Consider the following 20,262-nt stretch of genomic DNA (forward strand, 5'->3'; position numbering starts at 1 on the left):
CATCCCTTGGGTGAGACATGGCTTTCCTTGCGCGGCTCGGCGCGCCGGTGCGCGGCTTCCTGGAGTTCCTGGGCGACCAGGCTCACCTGGTGCTGCGGACGCTGCGGGATGCCCTGGTCCTGCGGTTCGGCCAGCTGGCGGTGGTGGGGGCGCAGACGAAGCTGCAGATCCGGTTCACGGGGCTCGACGCGGGGGTGCTCGTGGCCGGGACGGCCCTGCTGCTGGGCGCGGTGACCTTGATCCAGGCCTTCAGCCAGCTGTCCGGGCTGGGGGCCGAAAACTACATCGGCGCGCTGATGGTGCTGATCATCCTCCGGGAGCTGGGTCCGCTGCTGACGGCGGTCCTGGTCATCGGCCGCAGTTCCACCGCCATCGCCGCCGAGCTGGGCACCATGCAGCTGAATGGCGAGGTGGACGCCCTGGCCGCCCACGGCGTGAACCCCTACCAGTACCTTCTGCTGCCCCGCTGGCTGGGCGTGCTCGTGTCGGTTTTCGCTCTGGTGGTGTTCTTCGACGCGGCGGCCCTTGCCGGAGGCTTTCTCGTGGCCAGGCTGAAGTACGGCGTCACCTTCGGATTCTTCATGGATTCGGTCCGACAGACGCTGTCCAACCGGGACTTCGCCGCGACCCTGCTGAAGATCGTGTTCTTCTCGGGGGCCATCACCTTCCACGCCTGCCACTTCGGACTGCGGATCCGACGCAGCCAGACCGAGATCCCCCAGGCGGTCACCAAGACCGTGGTGTCGGCCCTGGTGGCGGTGTTCCTGATCGACGGCCTCGTGGCCGCGCTCTTCTACTTCTGATGCTCGATCTCCGCGGTCTCGCCTGCGATTCGCCGGAGGGGCGGCCCCTGATCGAGGGGCTGGACCTCTCGCTGCCGCGAGGTGCGAACCTCCTGGTGACGGGCGGCAGCGGGTCGGGCAAGAGCCGGCTGCTGAAGGTGATCGCGGGTGTGGAACGGCCCCGGGCCGGGCAGGTGCGGATCGGGGGCGTTCCCGTCTGGCCCGGCGACGGCGCCCTGGCCCTGGCGGGGCGCGTCCGGATGGGCTTCGCCTTCGCCGCCGGGGGGCTGCTTTCGAACCTGAGCCTGGCGGACAATGTGGCCCTGCCGCTGCGGTTCCGCGGCCTCCCGCACCAGGAGGTCCAAATCCGGGTCGGGGGTGCGCTGGAGCGCCTGGGCCTGAGTTCAGTGGCCGGGCTCCGGCCCCATGCAGTGAGTGGCGCCGCCCGCAAACATGCGAACCTGGCCCGCCTCCTCGCCCTGGATCCCGAGCTGGCGCTGCTGGACGAGCCCCTGGAGGGCCTGGATGCGGCGGACCGCTCGCTGGTCCTGGACCTGGTGGGCACCTGGGCGGACGACCGGGAGCGCACGCTGGTCATCGCCGCCGAGGACGCCGCCACCTTCCCGGGCCTCGAGGCCCGCCGGCTGGCCCTCGGTTCCCCCTCATCGCCGCCGGAGGCGCCATGAACTTCGAAAAGCAGGACGCCCGCCTCGGGCTCTTTGTCCTCCTGGCCTTGGCCTTCTTCGTGGGGCTGCTCGCCTACAAGAATGCCGGGGCCGTGACGGAGAAGACGCACCGGCTCGTGGTGCGCCTCGATGAGATGGGGGGGCTCGTGCCCGGCACCGATGTCCAGCTGAAGGGCTACCGCGTGGGAGCCGTCGATCGGGTGGACATGGTGCAGGAGGGCGTGGATTACCACTTTCTCGCCACCATCTCCGTACGCGAGGACATCCGCCTCTGGCGCGGCACCCGGGCCGTGGTGGCGCCCAAGGGCGTGGGCAGCGTGATGCTCGACCTGCAGCTGCCGGAGGTGGCGGAGCGGACCGTGGCCCTGGCCGCGGGCGACCAGATCCCGGGCGTGGCCGGGGTCTCCCTCGGCGGCGTGCTCGAGCGTGCCGACCGGCTGCTGGCCAACCTGAATGCCTCTCTGGACGCCGTGAGGGACCGCGTCCAGAAGAAGGGGCTGGGGGATCTGCTGGAGCACCCCTCCGTGGCCCAGGCCCTGCGATCCCTGGATGCCACCCTGCGCGAATTCCAGGCTCTGGCCCGCGAGGGCCGAGGCCTGACGGCCCATGCGGACCGCAGCATGGCCGGCGCCGACCGGGCCCTCGCGGACCTGGAGAAGAGCCTGGCCGTGACGCGGTCCCTGCTGGAGGCGCGGGGGCCCGAGCTGGATCGGATCCTGGTGAACCTGGCCTCGGTGCTGCAGCAGTCCGATGGCTTGCTGACGCGCTTCCGCACCGAGGACCAGCCGGAGGTCGAGGCCAGTCTCAAGAGCCTGAGGCGGTCGTTGGCCTCCGTGGAGGAGCTTCTCCAGCTGCTCAAGCAGAAGCCCAGCCGCGCCGTCTGGGGCACGCCGTCCGAGGCGGAACGGGAGCGGGCGAGGAAGGCCCTCGATGCCGCCCAGGCCATTCCCGCCTTGAAATGACAGAGCCTTCCAGGGGGGAGCCTGGCGGGGGTGGTTCGAATTTTGCGACCTTGTTTCAGACTCAACGCAGCCCATGCTGGGGACCTGTTTCCAGGGGGCGCCGTGCCATGCGGCGGCCTTGGGTGTCCCATACGCGCCGCTCCGCCAGGAGGCTGGACCTGCCGGCGGCCAACGGCGCCCGATCCCAGAAGGAGGATTCATGGGCAGCATCGCAACCATCCACAACGGGGTGAATGTGGAGGACCTCAACGCCACGGTCGCCCAGGTGAAGGCCAACCCCGCCCTCGCCAAGTTCACCTTCCGTTCCAAGGCCAAGTGGATCAACCGGGCCCACTCCCAGAGCACCTTCGATTCCCTCTACGGAGCAGGGCAGGAGCACAAGCGGGCCATGCCGATGTTCCTCGAGGGCGACGAACCCGCCGCCCTGCTGGGCACGGATCTCGCCCCCAACGCCGGCGAGGCGGCGCTGCACGCCCTGAGCTCCTGCCTCAGTGTGACCTACGCCTACACGGCCGCGGCCATGGGACTGGACATCACCAGCCTCAGCTTCGACATGGAGACGGATACCGATCTCCGAGGTTTCCTCGAACTGGACAAGGCCATCCGACCCGGGCTCTCCCAGATCCGGGTGAAGGTGAACCTCGCCTGCAGCGGCACGCCGCAGCAGATCAAGGAACTCCACGAGCAGGTGATGCGGACCTCACCGCTGTACGACACCTTCAAGAACCCCGTGGACATCCGCATGAGCCACTGAGTCCTATTCCCCCGTTTCACCCTGGCCCGCCAGGCCCTGCAGCATCTGCCGGAGTTCGGCGAGGGTGAAGGGCTTCTGGAGGGCCAGGACGGAGGGGAAGCCCGCAAGCAGCAGCTTCAGTTCGTTGTCCAGGAATCCTGTGGTCACGAGGACCCGGAGGCCCGGACGGAGTTGGAGGATGCGGGGGAGGGTTTCGGCCCCGCTGAGACCCGGCATGTTGTGGTCGAGGATCACGAGGTCTGCCGGCAGGCCCGCATCCAGGCGACGGATGGCCTCCAGGCCGCTGGAGGCCGTCTCCACCAGGTGGCCGAGTTGCTCAAGCATGACCGGCAGAATGCTCCGGATCAGGGCATCGTCATCCACCACGAGGATGTGGAGGCTGGTTGCCTGGGGAGCGGAGGTGGCCGGTTTAGCCTCGGTGGCCTCGGTGCCCTTTTCCGCGGCGGGGAAGCTGAGGCTGATGCGGGTTCCCTTGCCCACCTCGCTCTGAATGTCCAGGGTGCCCCCGTGGGCCTTCATGGTGCCGTAGACCATGGCCAGGCCCAGCCCCGTGCCCCGACCCGTGGGCTTGGTGGTGAAGAAGGGCTCGGTGACGCGGGGCAGGACCTCCGCGGGAATGCCCTGGCCCGTGTCGGCCACCACCAGAACCACCTGGGCGCCCTGCCGCCGGGTGCGGACCTGGAGGGTCCCGCCGCGGGGCATGGCGTCGAAGGCGTTCACGCAGAGGTTCATGAAGGCGCTGCCCAGGGTGCTCGGCTCGCCCATGATGGGCGGGAGGTCGTCTTCGAGCTGGACATCGAAGATGAACCGCTGCCGGCTTGTGCGGACGAGCAGATCGAGCTCCTCGCGGACCATGGCGTTGAGATCCATGATCCGGGCCTCCTGCAGCCCTTTCCGGGCGAAGTCGGTGAGGCCCTTCACCAGGTCCCGGCCCCGGCCGGCGGCCTTCTCGATGGTCTGAAGCGAGCGCGCCAGGGACTCGTCGCCCTGGGCCTTGGCCTGCAGCAGAGAGGACATCCCCAGGATGGCGGTCAGCACATTGTTCATGTCGTGGGCAATGCCTCCGGCCAGGCTGCCCAGGCTGTCCAGCTTCTGGGCGTGCTGGATCTCGGTTTCCAGCTTCAGCCGTTCATCCTCAGCACGCCGCCGCTCGGTGAGATCCTGGACGAAGACCAGCATGGCCAGGCCACCGGGAAGGTCCAGCGAGACCGACTGGGCCTCCACCCAGACTTCGCGGCCCTTGAGGGTGATGAGGGTCATGGCCATGGGCTGGGCGGGCAGGTTCGATTCGTACAGGGCGCGGGCCCGTTCCCTCACCACGGCCTGGAAGTCTGGATGGACGAAAGGAATGACCTCGCGATCCAGAATGGCGCTAGGATCTCCGGCCTCCAGGAGCCGTGCCAGCGCCAGGTTCGCGTGGAGGATGCGCCCTTCTCGGTGGATGAACATGGGGGCGGGCGAGGATTCGAAGAGCTGCCGGAAGCGGGCCTCGCTCTCGCGGATCTGCCGGCTGGTTTGGACCTCCTGGGTGATGTCTCGGAGGAAGGCGACGATCTCGCCCTTGGAACTCAAGAGGGAGGTGGTGACCTCCAGGTCGAGGAGGCGGCCGTCCTTGGCGCGATGCTGGGTCCGGAAGCGGTGCTCCACATCCAGGCCCTGCTGGATGTCCGCGAAGTGGTGGGCGGTCTCCTCAGGGGTTTCCTGAACCTCGACCAGGGAAATGGGCTGCCCCAGGAGCTCCTCCCGATCGTACCCGGACAGGCGGCAGTAGGTCTCGTTCACCCACTGGAGGTGCCCCTCCCGATCCAGGAACCACAGGCTGTCCGGCGTGGTGGCCCGGATCGCCTCGAAGCGCTGAGACCGCTCTTTCAGCTCTTCGACCATCCGCTGCTGCACCTGCGCCGACCGCACGATCCGCCGCACCCAAACGAAGATGGCGCCTGCACCCATGAGCCAGAACGAGGCCACGGCCAGCAGGGAGATGGCCTTGTGGGACAGGCCGAGGGCCGAGGGGCCCGACCCGACCGGCACGGTGACGCTGATGCCGCCCCGGACATCACCGACCTTGTAGCCCTGTTGGGCGTGGCAGGCCAGGCAACCCTGATCGACGAGGAAGGCGCCCATGTAGCGCAGCACCGGGCGGCCTTTCTCCTGCAACACCTCGGAGTAATCCCGGGCTCCGCGTTCGAAGGATTCGAGGGCCCTCCGCTCCCAGGCATCCGGCGCATTTTCGGGCCGGATGGGGTGGAGGCTGGTGAGGTGGCCCTGCAGCCCGTAGGCATCAGCTCCGAGTTCGTGCACCATCCGTGTCATGTAGGCGGGGTTCACCAGGGTGAGCGTCTTCCCCTGGGTGGTGGTGACATCCCGGTCCGGCCGGTGGGACAGATGCGGATTGGGGGGCGTCTTCTCGTTGAGCGGCACATAGACCCCGCCCCGCTCCGAGGCCCAGCGGCGGTAGGCCAGATCCTTGTGGTAGCTGTCCACGGCCCGGTTGAGGGCGATCTCCCGCTCCTCCCGGGTGGAGAAATACAGGACCAGCCCCAGGATGCAGCCCACGATCACCGACCAGATGCCGAGCAGGAACAGGAAGGTCCTGGGCATGCTGGGCCGGATCAGGGCAGTGGGTATTTTGAACATGGTGGGGCCGGGGAAAATCAGGGTCGGGGTGGCCGCTGAAGGTCGGGGGAGGTCGGTCAGGGCTGGCGTTCGCACCACTCTGCGATGACGCGGGGTATCAAGGGAAGGGGACATTGCTCCATCACGGCGCCGCGGGCCCAGGCGACCCGGGGCATGCCGTAGACCACGCAGGTGGCTTCGTCCTGGCCGAGGGTGCGGGCGCCCCGCTGGCGCATGCGGAGGAGGCCCCTGGCGCCATCCTCGCCCATGCCCGTGAGGATGATGCCCAAGGCGTGGGGGCCGCAGGCTTCGGCCACGGATTCGAAGAGCACATCCACCGAGGGCAGGTGGCGGGAGACCCGTTCGCCCTCCTTCAGCTGGACGGCCAGGCCCGCGCCGCGGCGGACCGCGGTGAAGTGCTGGTCGCTGGGGGCGAGGTAGACCGTTCCCCCCTGAAGGGGCTCCCCGTCTTCGGCGACCTTCACGGTGGCGGCGCTGGTCCGGTCCAGACGGTCCGCAAAGGCCGGGGTGAAGCCCGGGAGCATGTGCTGAACCACGGCAATGGGTGGAAGGTTCCCTGGGATGGCTTCGAAGATCCGGCGGAGGGCCTCGGTGCCGCCCGTGCTGGAGCCGATGGCGATGAGGCTGCGGCCGGCCCGGGCCCGGGCGGCCAGGGGAGCTATGGAAGCCATGGAGGACGGGGAGGCCAGGGAGGGTGGGACGGGGGCACTGGCGGTGCGGTGGATCCGGGCGAAGGAGGCCGCGTGCACGGTCTCGGCGATTTCAGTCCCCATGGCTTCCAGGCCCACGGCCTGATCCAGGGCGGGCTTGCCGATCACATCCACGGCGCCGAGGTCCAGCGCATCGAGGGCGGTGGCGGTGCCCTTGTCCGTGAGGCTGGAGAGCATCACCACCGGCATTGGATGGGCCCGCATGAGCTTGTCCAGGAAGGTGAGGCCATCCATGCGGGGCATCTCGACATCCAGCGTCAGGACATCTGGCGAGAGCTGCTTGATCTTCTCCCGGGCATCGTAGGGATCCCGGGCCGTGCCCACGACTTCGAGCAGGGGATGGCGGGCGAGGATGGCGCTGAGCACCTGGCGGACCAGGGCGCTGTCATCCACGACGAGCACGCGCCGCTTGGCGTCCGCGGTCATGAGAAGAGCTCCACATCACCCTCGAGGGGCACTTGGCTGACTTCGCGGAAGTAGGAGCGTTCGCGGTCGAGGACGGTGTCGTTGTGGGTGTGCTCGATGCGCTTGACGAGGACCTGGCCCGTATGGGGGAAGAAGTAGACCTTGCGAGGGCAGGCACCCCCCATGTCCTCGTTCCAGAGGGGAATGCCCTCCGCCCGGAGGAAGCCGCGGACGAAGTCGATGTTCTGGGCGCCGACATCGGTGAGCCCCCGCATGACCTTGCCGCCGCCGAAGGCCTTGGCCACCAGGCGATCCCGCTGGGCGCCAAGGTGCAGCAGGTTGTTGATGAGGTATTCCATGGCGGCGGCGCCGTAGCGGGCCGCGTAGAACACATCGGGGTCGCGCTCCCCCTGCTTGGCGGGGAGCATGAAGTGGTTCATGCCGCCCACCATGGCGATGGGGTCCAGAAGGCACGCGGCCACGCAGCTCCCCAGCACGGTGACGATCACCTCGTCCTCGGCCGTGGCGTAGAACTCGCCGGGGAGGATCTTCATGGCCTGGCGGTTGAAGTGCCGATCCAGGTACTTGGAGGCCCGGCCGAGGACCAGGGGAACGGGAGGCGGGCTCACGGGGCGCCCTCCTTCCGCCGGTAGATGGTCTGGCCCAGGGGTTGGAAGCCCAGGGCCGCATCCAGCAGGGCCTCGGAATGGCCGACGAACAGAAGGCCCCCCGGGACCAGGGCCTGCCGGAACCGGCCCAGGAGCTCCCGCTGGGTGGGCTTGTCGAAGTAGATCATCACATTGCGGCAGAAGATGGCCTGGAAGGGCCCGCCCTCCAGGGGCCAGGCGGCGTCGCGCAGGTTCATCGGGTGGAACGAGACCAGATCCCTGACCTCGGGCCGCACCCGCGCCTGGCCGCGGCGCTCGCCCGTGCCGCGCAGGAAGGCGAAGCGCTTCCACTCATCGGACAGCCCCTCAATGCGGGCCATGGGGTAGATGCCGCGGGCGGCGGTCTCCAACACAGCGGTGTCCAGGTCCGTGGCCACGATCTGGATGCGGGCCGAGGGGCCGAAGGCCTTCAGCAGGGTCATGGCCAAGGTGTAGGGCTCCTCACCGGTGGAGCAGCCGGCGCTCCAGACGCGGAGCTTGCCTGTGGCGGCGTCCGAGGCCGCGAGCAGCTCCACCAGCCGTGTGAAATGGTGCCCTTCCCGGAAGAAGCTGGTGAGGTTCGTCGTGAGGGCGTTGATGAACTCGGCCCACTCGCTGGAGTCGGTCTCGCTGACCTTTTCCAGGTAGGCCTCGTAGTCAGGCAGGCCCAGGACGCGCAACCGCTTGGCCAGGCGGGACTGGACCATCGTGAGCTTGTGGGGGGCCAGGGCGATGCCCGAATGGCCGTGCAAGAGATTCCGCAAGGCCTGGAAGGTTTCCTGGGACAGCGGCACGCGGTCGGGCCCGGCGATCTCCCGGAGCGCCGGGCCCCGGGGCCCGTGGTCCGCGGTGGACCGCGTCATGTCTCGACCGTGGCTGGGACCGTAGCTGGGACCGCGGCGGCGGTGGCCTCCATGCGCAGGAGCCCCGGCACATCGAGGATCAGGGCCACGCGGCCGTCCCCCAGGATGGTGGCGCCCGAGATGCCCTCCACGCGGCGGTAATGGGTCTCCAGGCTCTTGATGACCACCTGTTGCTGGCCCAGAAGCTCATCCACGGCCATGGCGGCCCGCCGACCCTCGGATTCCACCAGCACCAGCAGCGTGCGGCCGGTGGTGCCGTCTGCAGCGCCGCCCTCCATCAGACGCTGGAGGCGCACCACGGGGATGAACTCGCCCCGCAGGCTGATCACCTCGCGGTCGCCCTTCACGGTCTGGATGTCCGAGGCCTGTCGCTGGAAGCTCTCCAGCACCGAGGCCAGGGGGAAGACGAAGGTCTCCTCGCCCACCCGCACCGTGAGCCCGTCCAGGATGGCCAGCGTGAGGGGCAGGACCAGGCGGATGGTGGTGCCCCGGCCGACCTGGCTTTCGACCTCGATTCGGCCCCCCAGGGCCCGCACATTCTGGCGCACCACATCCATCCCCACCCCGCGGCCGGAGAGGTCCGAGACCTGCTCGACGGTGGAGAAGCCCGGCTCGAAGATCAGCAGGTTCAGCTCCTCATCCGGGGGCCGGTTGCCGGCGGGCAGCAAGCCGCGCTCCACGGCCTTCGCGAAGATGCGGTCCCGGTCCAGGCCGCGACCGTCGTCCTTGACCTCGATGTGGATGTGCCCGCCGCGGCTGGCGGCCCTCAGGGCGATGGTGCCCACGGCGGGCTTGCCGGAGGCGAGGCGCGCTTCCTTCTCTTCCATGCCGTGGTCCACGGCGTTGCGCACCAGGTGCGTGAGGGGATCCACCAGCATCTCGATGAAGGTCTTGTCCAGCTCCGTGGCCTGGCCCTCCATGACCAGTTCGACATCCTTCCCCAGCTGCTTGCCCAGTTCGTGGACCATGCGCGGAAAGCGTGAGAACACCATGTCCACGGGGACCATGCGGATGCCCATGACCCGCTCCTGCAGCTCGCGGGTCTGGCGATCCAGCTGGAGGAGGGCTGCACTCATCCGCTCCTCGCCCGCGGGCGTGTGGGCCAGCTGTGAGGCCTGGGCCAGCATGGCCTGGGTGATGACCAGTTCGCCCACCAGGTTCACCAGCCGGTCGATCTTGTCGGTGGCCACCCGGACCGTGGAGGCCTCCGCCTGGTTCCGCTTTTTCTGCTGCTGGTCCAGGGCCTTGCTGACGGCCTCGGGCTTCACCTTGCCCGCCTCCACCAGCAGCTCGCCCAGGTGCTTCTGCTGGGAGAGCGCGTCACGGATGTCCTTGGGGCTGACGCCGGCTTCCACCTGGAGGATCTCGCCCAGGGGGGGCACGGCATGCTCGGGCGGCAGGGGCTGGATGCGCAGGTTCTTGCCTTCCACCACGAACTCGAAGATCTCCTCCACGCTTGCCTGCGGGCAGGCCGACTCGAGGCGGAGGTCCCAGGCCAGGTGGCAGTCCTCGGGTTCCAGCTGGTCGAAGGCCGGAAGCCGCGTGGCGTCCAGCCAGGCGCGCAGGGTGCCGAGCTTGCCCAGATCCCGGAACAGCCGCTCCAGGTTCACGCCACGGCGGAAGGCATCCACCGGGGCCTCGAAGCGGATGGCGAAGCCGGTGCCGCTCCTGGGTGCGGGGGGGGCTCCGGGAGCTGCGGGCGCCGGCGCGCCGGGCAGGGTCGCGCCGGCCTGGAGCTTGGCGACCAGGGTCTCCTGGGCCAGCTGGTCCTTGGCCGGGAGGGCCTCCTCCAGCCGGGCGTGGTGCAGGTGGCTGCGGATGAGGTCCACGCCCTGCAGCAGGAGCTCGCGCAGATCGGCGGTCATGGCCCGGGAGCCCTGGCGCACGGGCTCCAGGGTGTTCTCCAGCTGGTGGGTGAAGGCGGCCACCGCGGGAAACCCGAAGGTGCCCGCGTTGCCCTTGATGGAATGCGCCGCCCGGAACAGCGTATGCAGATCCTCCGTCTCCACGGCCTCCAGATCCAGGGACAGCAGGGTGGCCTCCATGCCATCCGCCAGTTCAGTCGCCTCCTCGAAGAAGGCCGTGCGGAATTGAGCCATCGGATCGGACATGGGGGACCTCAGATGACCTTGTTGACGACATCGAGGAGCTTCTCGGGGCTGAAGGGCTTCACGATCCAGCCGGTGGCTCCCGCCTCTTTGCCCTTCTGCTTCATGTCCGGGCCGGATTCGGTGGTGAGCACCAGGATGGGCGTGAACCTGAACTCCGGCAGGGCGCGCATCCGCTGCACCAGCGTGATGCCGTCCATGCGCGGCATGTTCACATCGGTGATGACCAGGGACAGTTTCTTCCCCTGGGCCACCTCCAGGGCCTCCACGCCATCCCCCGCTTCGAGGACCTCGAACTGGGCCCCCCTCAGGGTGAAGCTGATCATCTGGCGCATGGTGCTGGAGTCATCGACGGTCAGAATGCATCCGGGCATGGCTCGGTTCCTTTTCTAGAACAGGTCTACTTCGCCCGCAGCCAGGTCGCCCCGCTTCACGGCCTTGAATTGAACGCGGGCGTCCTCGACTTCGCCCAGGGTGGCATGCAGCTCGGAGAGGACCATGGCGGGGACCTCCCCGGCCGCCAGCTTGGATTCGGCCACCCGCCAGGCATGGGCCTGTTCCATCAGGTTGCCCAGCTCCTGCAGGCAGGCCGTGAGGGTCTGGTGGACCAGATCCTCGAACTGGAGGCTGCGCACCACATGCCCCACCTGCTGGGCGATGGTGAGGGCATTGGTCTCGAGCTGGGCCACCAGGTCCTTCACGCGGGCGTTGCTGGCCTCGAGGGCATGCACCAGCACCTCGGATTCGCCCTTGGACTGGATCGCCATATTCATGTCCTTGCTGGCGATGGCCTGGACATAGGCGTCCGTGCGCTCCAGGGCCTGGCGGGTGCCACTGATCTGGTCCTGGATGGTGGCGCTCAGGGCCGTGCTCCGGTCCGCCAGCTTGGAGACCTCGCCGGCCACCACCGCAAAGCCCGCGCCGAACTGACGGGCGTGGGCCGCCTCGATGCTGGCGTTCAGGGACAGCAGGTGGGTGCGGCCCGCGATTTCGGACAGCTCCCCCAGCATGCCTTCCATGCGGTCGGAGCGCGTCCGGATGTCCTCGATCTCCCCCACCAGCTGCATGGAGGACTTGGAGATCTCGAGCATGTTCGACACGAATCCATCCAGGGTCCCCATGATCGAGGCCCCCACGGCGTCCAGGCCCTCGGTGGCCTGGCCCCCTCCCAGCGTGATCCGCATGGCCACCTGGACATCCTCCGCCAGGCGATGCTGGTGCTGGACGCTCTGGTCCAAAGTCTTGAGCGCAGCCTCCAGGGTGGCGGCCGCCTCCCGGACCAGGCTGTCCACCTGGTGGAGTTCGGGCGTCAGGAAATTCACCTGGCCCTCCAGCATGGTGGCCTCCCGGGATGCCAGCTGCCCCAGCAGCGGCGCCAGGACTCCATCCGGGATCGCCTCGGGCAGGCCGGCCGGGGCCGGAAGCTCCAGCGCCGTGACCCCGGCCGTGGCGGCGGGCGCCGAAGGAAGGAACCACTTCCTCATGAGGGAACTTCCTGGAGCAGGTCGGTCAGGCCGAGGAGGTTGAAGCGGTCCTTCCAGGCCTCCTTGAGGCCGGTCAAGGCCAGGCATCCGCCCTTGGCGCGCAAGTCGCGGTCCAGGGTCGCCAGGAGCTGCAGGCCCGAGAGGTCCAGATCTCCGATGCCCGAGAGGTCCAGGACCGCCGGCAGGCCGCTGGCGGCCGCCTGCGCCGCGATCTGCTCCCACTGCGAGTGGATGGCGAAGATGTCCAGATCGCCCTGGAGGGCCAGGGCGATCTGGGGTGTCGATGGACCGGGCGGCGAAGGTTTCCGGGCCATGGCGATCAAGCTGTGGCCGCTTCGAGGGCGAGCAGTTCGCCGTCCGAGAGCAGGCGGTCCAGGTCGAGGAGGATCAGCATGGAATCCGAGCCCGTGGCGCCGGGCAGGGAGGCCAGGCCGGCGATGAACTCGCGGCCCAGCGCGGTCTGGGTGCCGAGCTCAGGTGCCGGCCGGATGGCCGAGGCGTCGAGATCGAGCACATCGGAGACGGAGTCCACGCGAATGCCCAGGGTGCGGCCCTGGACCTCGACGATGATGATGACGGGGCGGGTGTCCTCGGGCGCCTCTCCCAGGGCGAACCGCTGCCGCAGCTCGAGGATCGGCACGATGGCTCCCCGCAGGTTGATCACGCCGGGCATGTACGACGGCGCTTTGGGGATCCGGGTGATGGTGGCCTGGGCCTGGATCTCCCGGACCTTCAGGATGGGCAGGGCGTAGGCCTCGCCAGCGAGGGCGAAGCAGAGCACCTGCTGGAGCGCCTGGAAACTGCTGTCAGCGGCGGCCATGGCGGGGCTCCTCAAAAGGCTTCCCACTGCCCGTCGTCGTCGCTCCGGGGCGTGGGCACGGGCTGCTTGGCGGCGGCGAGTTCGGGCCGGGCGCTGCCGCGCTTCACGGCGGCACGGACGGGCTTGGCGGTCGGGCGGAGCGCCTGGGGGTGCGGGGCGCCATTGGGGCGGACGCGGGTGGCTTCCGTGCGACGGACTTCCACGCCGGTCTTGAACCGGGCCACGATCTCCGTCAGGGCGTGGGCCTGGGCATCCAGGGATTCGGCGGCGGCGGCGGATTCCTCCACCAGGGCAGCGTTCTGCTGCGTGACTTCGTCCATCTGGACCACGGCCTTGTTGATCTCGTTCAGGCCCGTGCTCTGCTCCTGGGTGGCCCCGGCAATCTCGCCCACGAGCGAGGTCACGCGCTGCACATTGGTCACCACCTCCTGGATGGTGTCTCCGGCGTGGGCGGCGACCTTGGTGCCGTCCTGGGACTTGGCGACGCTTTCGCGGATGAGGACCTTGATCTCCTTGGCGGCGTCGGCGCTGCGCTTAGCGAGGTTGCGGACTTCCGCCGCCACCACCGCGAAGCCGCGGCCCTGCTCGCCGGCCCGGGCGGCCTCCACCGCGGCATTGAGCGCCAGCAGGTTGGTCTGGAAGGCGATCTCGTCCACCACGCCGATGATCTCGTTGATCTTCGCGGAGCTCTGGTTGATGGCCTCCATGGCCTCGATGACCTGACCGACGGCGGTGCCGCCGTCCTGGGCCACCTGGCGGGCCTTGCCGGATTCCTGGTTGGCGGACCGGGCGTTGTCGGCGGTCTGGTTCACATTGCTGGTGATCTGCTCCATGCTGCTGGCCGTCTCTTCAAGGCTGGCGGCCTGTTCCTCGGTGCGACGACTCAGGTCCGTATTGCCCATGGAGATCTCGCCCGAGGCCGTGGAGATGGCCAGCGCGCTTTCCTGGATCTGCAGCACCATCTCCCGCAGTCCTTCATTGGTGGTGTTGATGATGCGTCCCAGCTCGCCCAGTTCGTCCTTCGAGCGGAGCTCAAGGCGCTGGGTCAGGTCACCCTGGGCCACGGTCTCCATGACCGCACCCACTTCCCGCAGTGGATGGGTGATGCTGCGGGTGATGAAGAAGGACATCAAGGAGCCGGCGATCAGGGCCAACACCGAGCAGGAAACGACGATGATCATGGCCTGTTTATAGCTGTCCTTGGCTTGCTCGTGGCGTGCGGTGACGGCACTATCGAAAAATTTGACGGTCTTGAGGACCGCATCCTGAAGGGCCTGATCCGCCGGACGGGCCTCATCGAACATCAGCCGGGTGGCTTCTTTGTCCCGGCCCGCTAGGTTGGCCTCTATGACATGGTTGTTGGCCGTTCTTACTTTCTGAAGTTGCACCTGCAGGTTCTCAAAATTCGCCTTCGCTTCCGGGCTGACGAGGGAGTCCTCGAGCTTCTTGGACAGATCGTTAAAAATGTCGCGCGCCTTGCCGATCCGCTCGACGGCTGCTTTCCGATCCGGGATGTTGTCCATGAGGAGGATGGTCCGGGTGATGCGGCTGATCGTGAAGAGCTGATCGGACATGCCATTGGCCCAGGCCACCTGCTTGTTGTAACGAGTGACGATCTCGTTGGTGTCATCCGCGATGTGGCTCATCCGGTTCAATCCGACGCCTGCGATGAGTAGGAGGAGCGCCAGGACAATTCCGAAGCCAACGCTCAGGCGAGTTCCGATCTTCAGGTTGGTGAGCACGGTGGTTCCTCCGAGTGGAGCGGTAGGGGAAAGGGCTACAGGCGAGCGCATTAATTGCAAAAAAGGCCAAGGCAAAATCGACCAGGCATAATAGTTATGCTTACTTTTTCATGACACCCTCGACTGTCCACGAAGGGCTCTGGGTGATGGATGAACTTCTTCCATCGGCATCGCTGATTGACGGATAACAATTGGTGATCTTCGAGTGATCTTTGTCACAGTCCTCAGCAACTCGATCGATACCGCCGGGAAGACACGGTCAAATCGGAGATGCACCGCGGAACGACAGGACCTGCCCGCTTGGAGCTTCCGTCGCAGATTGAGACAGGCCCCTTTTTTGGATTGGTGAGTCACCCATGCCTCAGGAGAGGTTCCTTCAGAAAGCCGTCCGGAGGCTGACGCTGCTCCTATCGGCCGCGGCGGGGGCCGTGGCATTCCTGGCGGCGCTGGGCACCCTGCTGAGGCGGCCCTGGCTCGCGACCCTGGGCTCGGGTCAGGTGCCCATGTCACCGCTGGGCATGGGGTTGGTGGTGCTGCTGAGCCTGGCCGTCCTCGCGGCCGAAGGTTGGAGCCGCGCCCGGGGGCTTCGGCGCCTCTCGGTCGGTGCGGCGCTGGGCGTGGCCCTCCTGAGCCTGGGGGTGGTGATCGGCCACCTCCTGAATCGCCCCTCACTGCTGGAGAACGGGCTGTTCCTGGGGCAGTCGCAGGTTCAGCACACTTCGCTGCTGACTGCCCTGGCGACCCTCTGCGCCGCCCTGTCGGCCCTGCTCCAGTGGCCCTTTCCCGAGCCTGCGTGGCGTCGCCGGCAAGGTGCCGCCGTCCTGGCGCTGGTCCCCGTCATGATGGGCACGGTGGTCCTGGTCAGCTATGTGGCGGGCGCCCCGGTGCTGTACGGAACCGGCACCATCCCGATGTCCCTGCCTTCGGCGCTCTGCGCCGTGGGCCTCGGAATGGCCCTGACGCTGGCGGCCGGATTCGATGTCTGGCCCCTGGCGGCCTTCGGCCTCATGCCCAAGAAGGGGGGCGGCCCCGTGGACCGTTGGTACCTGATGGGACCCCTGGTGCTCTTCCTGCTGCTGGGCGTGCTGATCCTCACGGCTGGTTCGTTCTACCTGCGCGGGCAGCTCAAGGCGACCCGGGCGCGGGCCCTCGGGGAGCTGGCGGCCATCGCGGAACTCAAGGTCCGTCAGATCGAAGCCTGGTCCGGCGAGCGCCGCCTCGATGCGGAGCAGCTGTTCGAAGGCCCCCTCGTCCAAGGTCAGCTGCGGCGGTTCCTGGCGGGGGCTCCTCAGGCCTCCGAGCACGACATCCGGGCCTGGATGGAGGGGCTGCAGCGGAACACCTACCAGCGCCTGATCCTGGCGGACGGGCAGGGCCGGATCAAGATCTCGGTGCCGGAGGCCCCCTCCTCCAGCCTGGACGCGCTGGACGCGGATGAGCTGGAGGCCGTGCTGCGGGTACCCGGGATCACGGTGAAGGATCTGCATCGGGATGCGGATCATCCTGATCTCCACCTGAGCCTGTGGGTACCCATCGGCGTCCGACCCGGCACGAGGCCCGAGGGCGTCCTCCTTCTCCTCCTGGATCCGAAGCAGTTCCTGTATCCGCTGGTGCAGTCCTGGCCAACGCAAAGCCCCAGCGCCGAGACCCTCCTCGTCCGGAGAGAGGGTGACGAGGTTCTGTTCCTGAACGAACTCCGTCATGGGGGGTACGCTCCCATGACCCTGCGGCTGCCCCTGGCGACGGCGCCCGACATGCCCGCGGCCCGGGCTGCGCGGGGCGAAGAGGGGGTGGTGACCGGCCGCGACTACCGGGGCGTGCCGGTCCTCGCTGCCCTGCACAGGATCCCCGGGACGGCCTGGCACATGGTGGCCAAGGTGGATGAGGCCGAGATCTACGGCCCGCTTCGGCAGCGCGTGTGGATCACTGGAGCCGCGCTGATCGGGCTGCTGGCCCTGGCCGCCGCCACCCTGGGCCTGATGGTGCGGCACCATGATGCGGACATGATCCATGCGCAGCTGGCCCTCTCTCAACGGTTCGAGTGGCTCATGCGGGAAGCCAATGACATCATCCTGCTGCTGGATGGAGAGGGCCGCATCCTGGAGGCGAACCTTCAGGCCGCCGAGAGCTATGGCTATTCAGTCACCGAGCTGAGGAAGATGAAGGTCTCGGAGCTCCGGCCAGTGGCGTCGCGGTCGGAGACGGCAGGCCACCTGGAACGGCTGCAGGCCCATGGGTCCATCCGGTTCGAAACCCTCCACTGCCGCCGGGACGGCTCGACCTTCCCGGTGGAGGTCAGTGCCCGGGCCGTCCACTTCGACGGCGCCCCCGGGGTGATCAGCTTCCTGCGGGACATCACCGAGCGGGTCGCCCGGGAACGCGAGCTTCAACGGATGACCCGCCTCTACGCCGCGCTGAGCCAGGTCAATCAGGCCATCGTCTGGTCGTCCACCAAAGAGGCCCTTCTCGACAAAGTCTGCGAAGTGCTCATCGAATTTGGCCAATTCAGCATGGCCTGGATCGGCTGGAATGATGCCCTCACGCGTGGCGTGACGGTCGCCGCGCAGTCCGGCGATGTGAAGGGCTACCTGGGCCGCATCCGCGTGGAGAGCGGGGACTCGATCCTGGCGGGGGGACCGGTGGGGACGGCGATCCGGGAAGCCCGCCCATGCGTCCTGAACGACTTCCTGACGGCGGCTGGGACTGAACCCTGGCGCGATGCCGCGGCTGAATGCGGGTTCGCCGCCGTGGCCGCCTTCCCCATCCGGCAGGATGGGGGGGTGGTGGGAGCCCTGGCCGTCTACGCCCGGGAGAAGGATTTCTTCGGCCCGCAGGAGGAGGCGTTGCTGGTGGAAGCGGCGATGGACATCTCCTTCGCCCTGGACCACCTGGCGGGCGAGGCGCGCCGCCGCGAGGCGGAGGCCGCCCTCCTGGAGAGCGAGCGGTTCCTGCGGGAGGCCCAGGAGGCCGGGGGCGTCGGAACCTACACCTGGGATATCCAGGCGGATCACTGGAAGAGCAGTCCCCACCTCGATCGGATCTTCGGCATCGACGCCGACTATCCGCGGAACCTCGTGGGCTGGACGCGCCTCGTGGCTCCCGCCTTCCAGGAGCAGATGCACACCTATGTGGCCGGGATCATCGAACGCCATGCGCCCTTCGATCTCGACTACCCCATCGTCCGCATTTCGGACGGCGAGCTGCGCTGGGTCCACGGGGCGGGGGAGCTCCTGTGGAACGAAGCGGGACAGCCCGTGGTTTTGCGGGGCGTCATCCAGGACATCACCGAGTCCCGGGCCCAGGCCCGCCAGCTCGAGCGCCTCACCCAGCTCTACGCCGCCCTGAGCCAGGTGAACCAGGCCATCGTCTGGTCCCCCACCCGCGAGGCGCTGCTCGCCAAGATCTGTGAAGTGATGGTGGCGTTCGGGCAGTTCAGCATGGCCTGGATCGGCTGGGACGACCCATCGACCCATGAGGTCCGGGTGCTCAGCCACTATGGAGATGCCCACGGGTACCTCGATGGCCTGCAGATCCGCAGCGACGACACGCTCCTGGGCCGCGGAGCCACTGGCACGGCCATCCGAGAAGGGCGCCCCTGCGTGATGAACGACTTCCTGGGCACCTCGACCTCGGCCCCCTGGCATGCGGCGGCCGTCCGGTGCGGGTACGCGGCTTCGGCGGCCTTCCCCATCCGGCTGGCAGGCGAGGTCTGTGCGGCGCTGATGGTCTATTCCTCGGAGAAGGACTTCTTCGGCGCCCATGAAGTGGCGCTCCTCGAGGAGGCGGCCGGCGATGTCTCCTTCGCCCTGGATCACCTGGCGGGCGAGGACCGGCGGCGCGAATCGGAAGCCAAGCTGCGCAAGATCTCCGTGGCGGTGGAGCAGAATCCGCTGTCCATTGTGATCACCGATCCCCAGGGGACCATCGAGTACATCAATCCCGCCTTCACGGCGATCACCGGATACTCCGCCGCGGAGGCCCTGGGGCAGAACCCCCGCATCCTGAAATCCCTCGTCACGCCGCCCGAACACTACCAACAGATGTGGGAGACCCTGGCGCGCGGCGAGGTGTGGGTGGGCGAGTTCGAGAACCTCAAGAAGGGGGGCGAGCCGTACTACGAACGGGCCACCATCGCCCCGGTCCGGGACGAAGCGGGCATCCTCACCAGCTACATCGCCATCAAGGAGGACATCACCCAGCGGAAGCGCGACGAGGAGGAGCGCCGCGCCCTGGAAGCCCAGCTCCATCAGTCGCAGAAGCTCGAGAGCCTCGGCAGCCTGGCCGGCGGCGTGGCCCACGACATGAACAATGTGCTGGGAGCCATCCTGGGGCTGGCCTCGACGCTGCGGGAAGCGGCGGACCCCTTCTCCTCTTCAGCGAAGAACCTCGACACGATCATGAGCGCCTGCCTCCGCGGGCGCGGCGTGGTCAAGAGCCTCCTCTACTTCGCCCACAAGGATCTTCAGGAAGAGCAGCTCATCGACCTCAATGGGCTGGTCACCGAGATGAGCCACCTCCTGAGCTACACCATGCTCAAGCGTGTCCAGCTCCGGATGGACCTCCAGGATGGGCTCGGCCTGGTACGGGGCGATAACGGGGCGCTGAGCCATGCGCTCATGAACCTCTGCGTGAATGCCATGGATGCCATGCCCGACGGCGGCGTCCTCTACATCTCGACGCGGGAGACCGCTGACGGCGGCCTGGAGCTGCGCGTGAAGGACACGGGCCAGGGCATGAGTCCGGAGGTGTTGGCCCGGGCCATGGAGCCCTTCTTCACCACCAAGCCCCAGGGGAAGGGAACTGGCCTGGGGTTGGCGATGGTCTACGGCACCATGAAGGCCCATGACGGCACGCTGGAACTGCTGAGCCAGCCAGGGGAGGGCACCGAAGCCATCCTCCGCTTCCCTGCGCATCGGGTGGGGAGGCCGGCCCCGGTCCCGTCGACCGCCCAAGACCTGCCGAAGGCCGAGCAGGCCCCGCTGAAGGTGCTGCTGGTGGATGACGACGAGTTGATCCGGGAATCGGTGGCGCCGATGCTGGAGATGCTGGGCCATGCCGTGACCACCGCGCCCGAGGGCCAGGAGGCGCTCCGGCTCCTGCAGGGCGGCCTCCCGGTGGACCTGGTGATCCTCGACATGAACATGCCGGGCCTGAGCGGCCCGGAAACCCTGCCCCGGATCCGGGACCTCCGGCCCGGCCTGCCGGTGCTCATGGCCACAGGTTACAGCGATCAGGAGATCGCGCCGTTGCTGGAGGAGAACCCCGGCGTGGCCAGCCTGCGAAAGCCCTTCAGCATGAAGGAGATCCAGAAGAAGATCGCCGACCTCGGCATCCGCCCGGCAGGGCCCTCCGCCTCGTAGGTTGTTAGATCCGGTCGAAGCCTTCCTTGCCCTGCATCACCTTCCAGGGGAGCAGCTCGTAGTTGGCCAGGCCGTGCTGGTGGAAGGGATCGCCGTCGCGGAGGGCATCCAGGTCCGCGAGGGGGTTCTCATCCTGGACCCGCACCAGCCACATGCCGCCGAACCGGGGATCCAGGGGGCCGGAGGCCACCAGGATCCCCTGCTCCTGGAGGGTCCGGAGGTAGGCGCGGTGCGCTTCCGTGACGGCCTCGACCTCGGGCAGGGGGCGGCGGTAGCGGACGATGATCATCGCGTACATGAGT

General features: G+C 68.0%; 16 protein-coding genes. 5 read left to right on the forward strand and 11 right to left on the reverse strand.

What is annotated here, in order from left to right:
- The first annotated feature begins 17 nt into the window (after positions 1-17).
- The 4 genes from QZ647_RS04400 (at position 18) to QZ647_RS04415 (ending at position 3,184) form a co-directional block, all read left to right on the forward strand.
- Positions 18-803, forward strand: coding sequence for an ABC transporter permease (locus tag QZ647_RS04400; protein ID WP_291271003.1), 786 nt, complete (start codon positions 18-20; stop codon positions 801-803).
- Positions 803-1,468 (forward strand): ATP-binding cassette domain-containing protein, encoded by a 666-nt coding sequence (locus QZ647_RS04405; protein WP_291271004.1) that lies wholly within the window; start codon positions 803-805, stop codon positions 1,466-1,468. The genes QZ647_RS04400 and QZ647_RS04405 overlap by 1 nt, the downstream gene beginning before the upstream one ends.
- A complete protein-coding gene (locus tag QZ647_RS04410) occupies positions 1,465-2,430 on the forward strand; it encodes an MlaD family protein (protein WP_291271005.1) in 966 nt (321 codons plus the stop codon). Before QZ647_RS04405 ends, QZ647_RS04410 begins: the two co-directional genes overlap by 4 nt.
- 199 nt (positions 2,431-2,629) lie before the next feature.
- On the forward strand, positions 2,630-3,184 hold the full coding sequence (locus QZ647_RS04415; protein ID WP_291271006.1) for an OsmC family protein: 555 nt from the start codon (positions 2,630-2,632) through the stop codon (positions 3,182-3,184).
- 3 nt (positions 3,185-3,187) lie between these two features.
- Here the strand turns inward: QZ647_RS04415 and QZ647_RS04420 are convergent, their stop codons facing one another.
- The 10 genes from QZ647_RS04420 to QZ647_RS04465 form a co-directional block, all read right to left on the reverse strand.
- Positions 3,188-5,785: a PAS domain S-box protein gene (locus tag QZ647_RS04420; protein ID WP_291271007.1), complete on the reverse strand. Its 2,598-nt coding sequence runs from the start codon at positions 5,783-5,785 to the stop codon at positions 3,188-3,190.
- A 92-nt stretch (positions 5,786-5,877) separates the two neighbouring features.
- Positions 5,878-6,957: a chemotaxis response regulator protein-glutamate methylesterase gene (locus QZ647_RS04425; protein WP_291271008.1), complete on the reverse strand. Its 1,080-nt coding sequence runs from the start codon at positions 6,955-6,957 to the stop codon at positions 5,878-5,880.
- A complete protein-coding gene (cheD, locus tag QZ647_RS04430) occupies positions 6,954-7,565 on the reverse strand; it encodes a chemoreceptor glutamine deamidase CheD (RefSeq protein WP_291271009.1) in 612 nt (203 codons plus the stop codon). The genes QZ647_RS04425 and cheD overlap by 4 nt, the downstream gene beginning before the upstream one ends.
- Entirely contained in the window at positions 7,562-8,446 is an 885-nt protein-coding gene (locus QZ647_RS04435) for a CheR family methyltransferase (RefSeq protein WP_291271010.1), read from the reverse strand. Before QZ647_RS04435 ends, cheD begins: the two co-directional genes overlap by 4 nt.
- Positions 8,443-10,557: a chemotaxis protein CheA gene (locus QZ647_RS04440; RefSeq protein WP_291271011.1), complete on the reverse strand. Its 2,115-nt coding sequence runs from the start codon at positions 10,555-10,557 to the stop codon at positions 8,443-8,445. Before QZ647_RS04440 ends, QZ647_RS04435 begins: the two co-directional genes overlap by 4 nt.
- 8 nt (positions 10,558-10,565) lie before the next feature.
- Positions 10,566-10,928 (reverse strand): response regulator, encoded by a 363-nt coding sequence (locus QZ647_RS04445; protein WP_286353553.1) that lies wholly within the window; start codon positions 10,926-10,928, stop codon positions 10,566-10,568.
- A gap of 15 nt (positions 10,929-10,943) precedes the next feature.
- Positions 10,944-12,038: a methyl-accepting chemotaxis protein gene (locus QZ647_RS04450; RefSeq protein ID WP_291271012.1), complete on the reverse strand. Its 1,095-nt coding sequence runs from the start codon at positions 12,036-12,038 to the stop codon at positions 10,944-10,946.
- Positions 12,035-12,352 (reverse strand): STAS domain-containing protein, encoded by a 318-nt coding sequence (locus QZ647_RS04455; RefSeq protein ID WP_291271013.1) that lies wholly within the window; start codon positions 12,350-12,352, stop codon positions 12,035-12,037. The genes QZ647_RS04450 and QZ647_RS04455 overlap by 4 nt, the downstream gene beginning before the upstream one ends.
- 5 nt (positions 12,353-12,357) lie before the next feature.
- On the reverse strand, positions 12,358-12,858 hold the full coding sequence (locus tag QZ647_RS04460) for a chemotaxis protein CheW (RefSeq protein WP_286353550.1): 501 nt from the start codon (positions 12,856-12,858) through the stop codon (positions 12,358-12,360).
- A gap of 11 nt (positions 12,859-12,869) precedes the next feature.
- Positions 12,870-14,651 carry a methyl-accepting chemotaxis protein gene (locus QZ647_RS04465; RefSeq protein WP_291271014.1) on the reverse strand — a complete coding sequence of 594 codons (1,782 nt, stop codon included), beginning with the start codon at positions 14,649-14,651 and terminating at the stop codon, positions 12,870-12,872.
- A 305-nt stretch (positions 14,652-14,956) separates the two neighbouring features.
- Between QZ647_RS04465 and QZ647_RS04470 the strand changes: the two genes are divergently transcribed.
- Positions 14,957-19,960 carry a PAS domain S-box protein gene (locus QZ647_RS04470; protein WP_291271015.1) on the forward strand — a complete coding sequence of 1,668 codons (5,004 nt, stop codon included), beginning with the start codon at positions 14,957-14,959 and terminating at the stop codon, positions 19,958-19,960.
- 4 nt (positions 19,961-19,964) lie between these two features.
- Here the strand turns inward: QZ647_RS04470 and QZ647_RS04475 are convergent, their stop codons facing one another.
- Positions 19,965-20,258 (reverse strand): YciI family protein, encoded by a 294-nt coding sequence (locus QZ647_RS04475; RefSeq protein ID WP_291271016.1) that lies wholly within the window; start codon positions 20,256-20,258, stop codon positions 19,965-19,967.
- Positions 20,259-20,262 lie beyond the last annotated feature (4 nt).

The sequence above is a fragment of the Geothrix sp. genome, assembly GCF_020622065.1.
Lineage (GTDB): Bacteria > Acidobacteriota > Holophagae > Holophagales > Holophagaceae > Geothrix.

Excerpts from the sequence above, each read along its gene's own strand:
- QZ647_RS04400 (WP_291271003.1), top strand. The coding sequence starts at position 18 with ATGGCTTTCCTTGCGCGGCTCGGCGCGCCGGTGCGCGGCTTCCTGGAG.
- QZ647_RS04405 (WP_291271004.1), top strand. The coding sequence starts at position 803 with ATGCTCGATCTCCGCGGTCTCGCCTGCGATTCGCCGGAGGGGCGGCCC.
- QZ647_RS04410 (WP_291271005.1), top strand. The coding sequence starts at position 1,465 with ATGAACTTCGAAAAGCAGGACGCCCGCCTCGGGCTCTTTGTCCTCCTG.
- QZ647_RS04415 (WP_291271006.1), top strand. The coding sequence starts at position 2,630 with ATGGGCAGCATCGCAACCATCCACAACGGGGTGAATGTGGAGGACCTC.
- QZ647_RS04420 (WP_291271007.1), bottom strand. The coding sequence starts at position 5,785 with ATGCCCAGGACCTTCCTGTTCCTGCTCGGCATCTGGTCGGTGATCGTG.
- QZ647_RS04425 (WP_291271008.1), bottom strand. The coding sequence starts at position 6,957 with ATGACCGCGGACGCCAAGCGGCGCGTGCTCGTCGTGGATGACAGCGCC.
- QZ647_RS04435 (WP_291271010.1), bottom strand. The coding sequence starts at position 8,446 with ATGACGCGGTCCACCGCGGACCACGGGCCCCGGGGCCCGGCGCTCCGG.
- QZ647_RS04440 (WP_291271011.1), bottom strand. The coding sequence starts at position 10,557 with ATGTCCGATCCGATGGCTCAATTCCGCACGGCCTTCTTCGAGGAGGCG.
- QZ647_RS04445 (WP_286353553.1), bottom strand. The coding sequence starts at position 10,928 with ATGCCCGGATGCATTCTGACCGTCGATGACTCCAGCACCATGCGCCAG.
- QZ647_RS04450 (WP_291271012.1), bottom strand. The coding sequence starts at position 12,038 with ATGAGGAAGTGGTTCCTTCCTTCGGCGCCCGCCGCCACGGCCGGGGTC.
- QZ647_RS04455 (WP_291271013.1), bottom strand. The coding sequence starts at position 12,352 with ATGGCCCGGAAACCTTCGCCGCCCGGTCCATCGACACCCCAGATCGCC.
- QZ647_RS04460 (WP_286353550.1), bottom strand. The coding sequence starts at position 12,858 with ATGGCCGCCGCTGACAGCAGTTTCCAGGCGCTCCAGCAGGTGCTCTGC.
- QZ647_RS04465 (WP_291271014.1), bottom strand. The coding sequence starts at position 14,651 with ATGCGCTCGCCTGTAGCCCTTTCCCCTACCGCTCCACTCGGAGGAACC.
- QZ647_RS04470 (WP_291271015.1), top strand. The coding sequence starts at position 14,957 with ATGCCTCAGGAGAGGTTCCTTCAGAAAGCCGTCCGGAGGCTGACGCTG.
- QZ647_RS04475 (WP_291271016.1), bottom strand. The coding sequence starts at position 20,258 with ATGTACGCGATGATCATCGTCCGCTACCGCCGCCCCCTGCCCGAGGTC.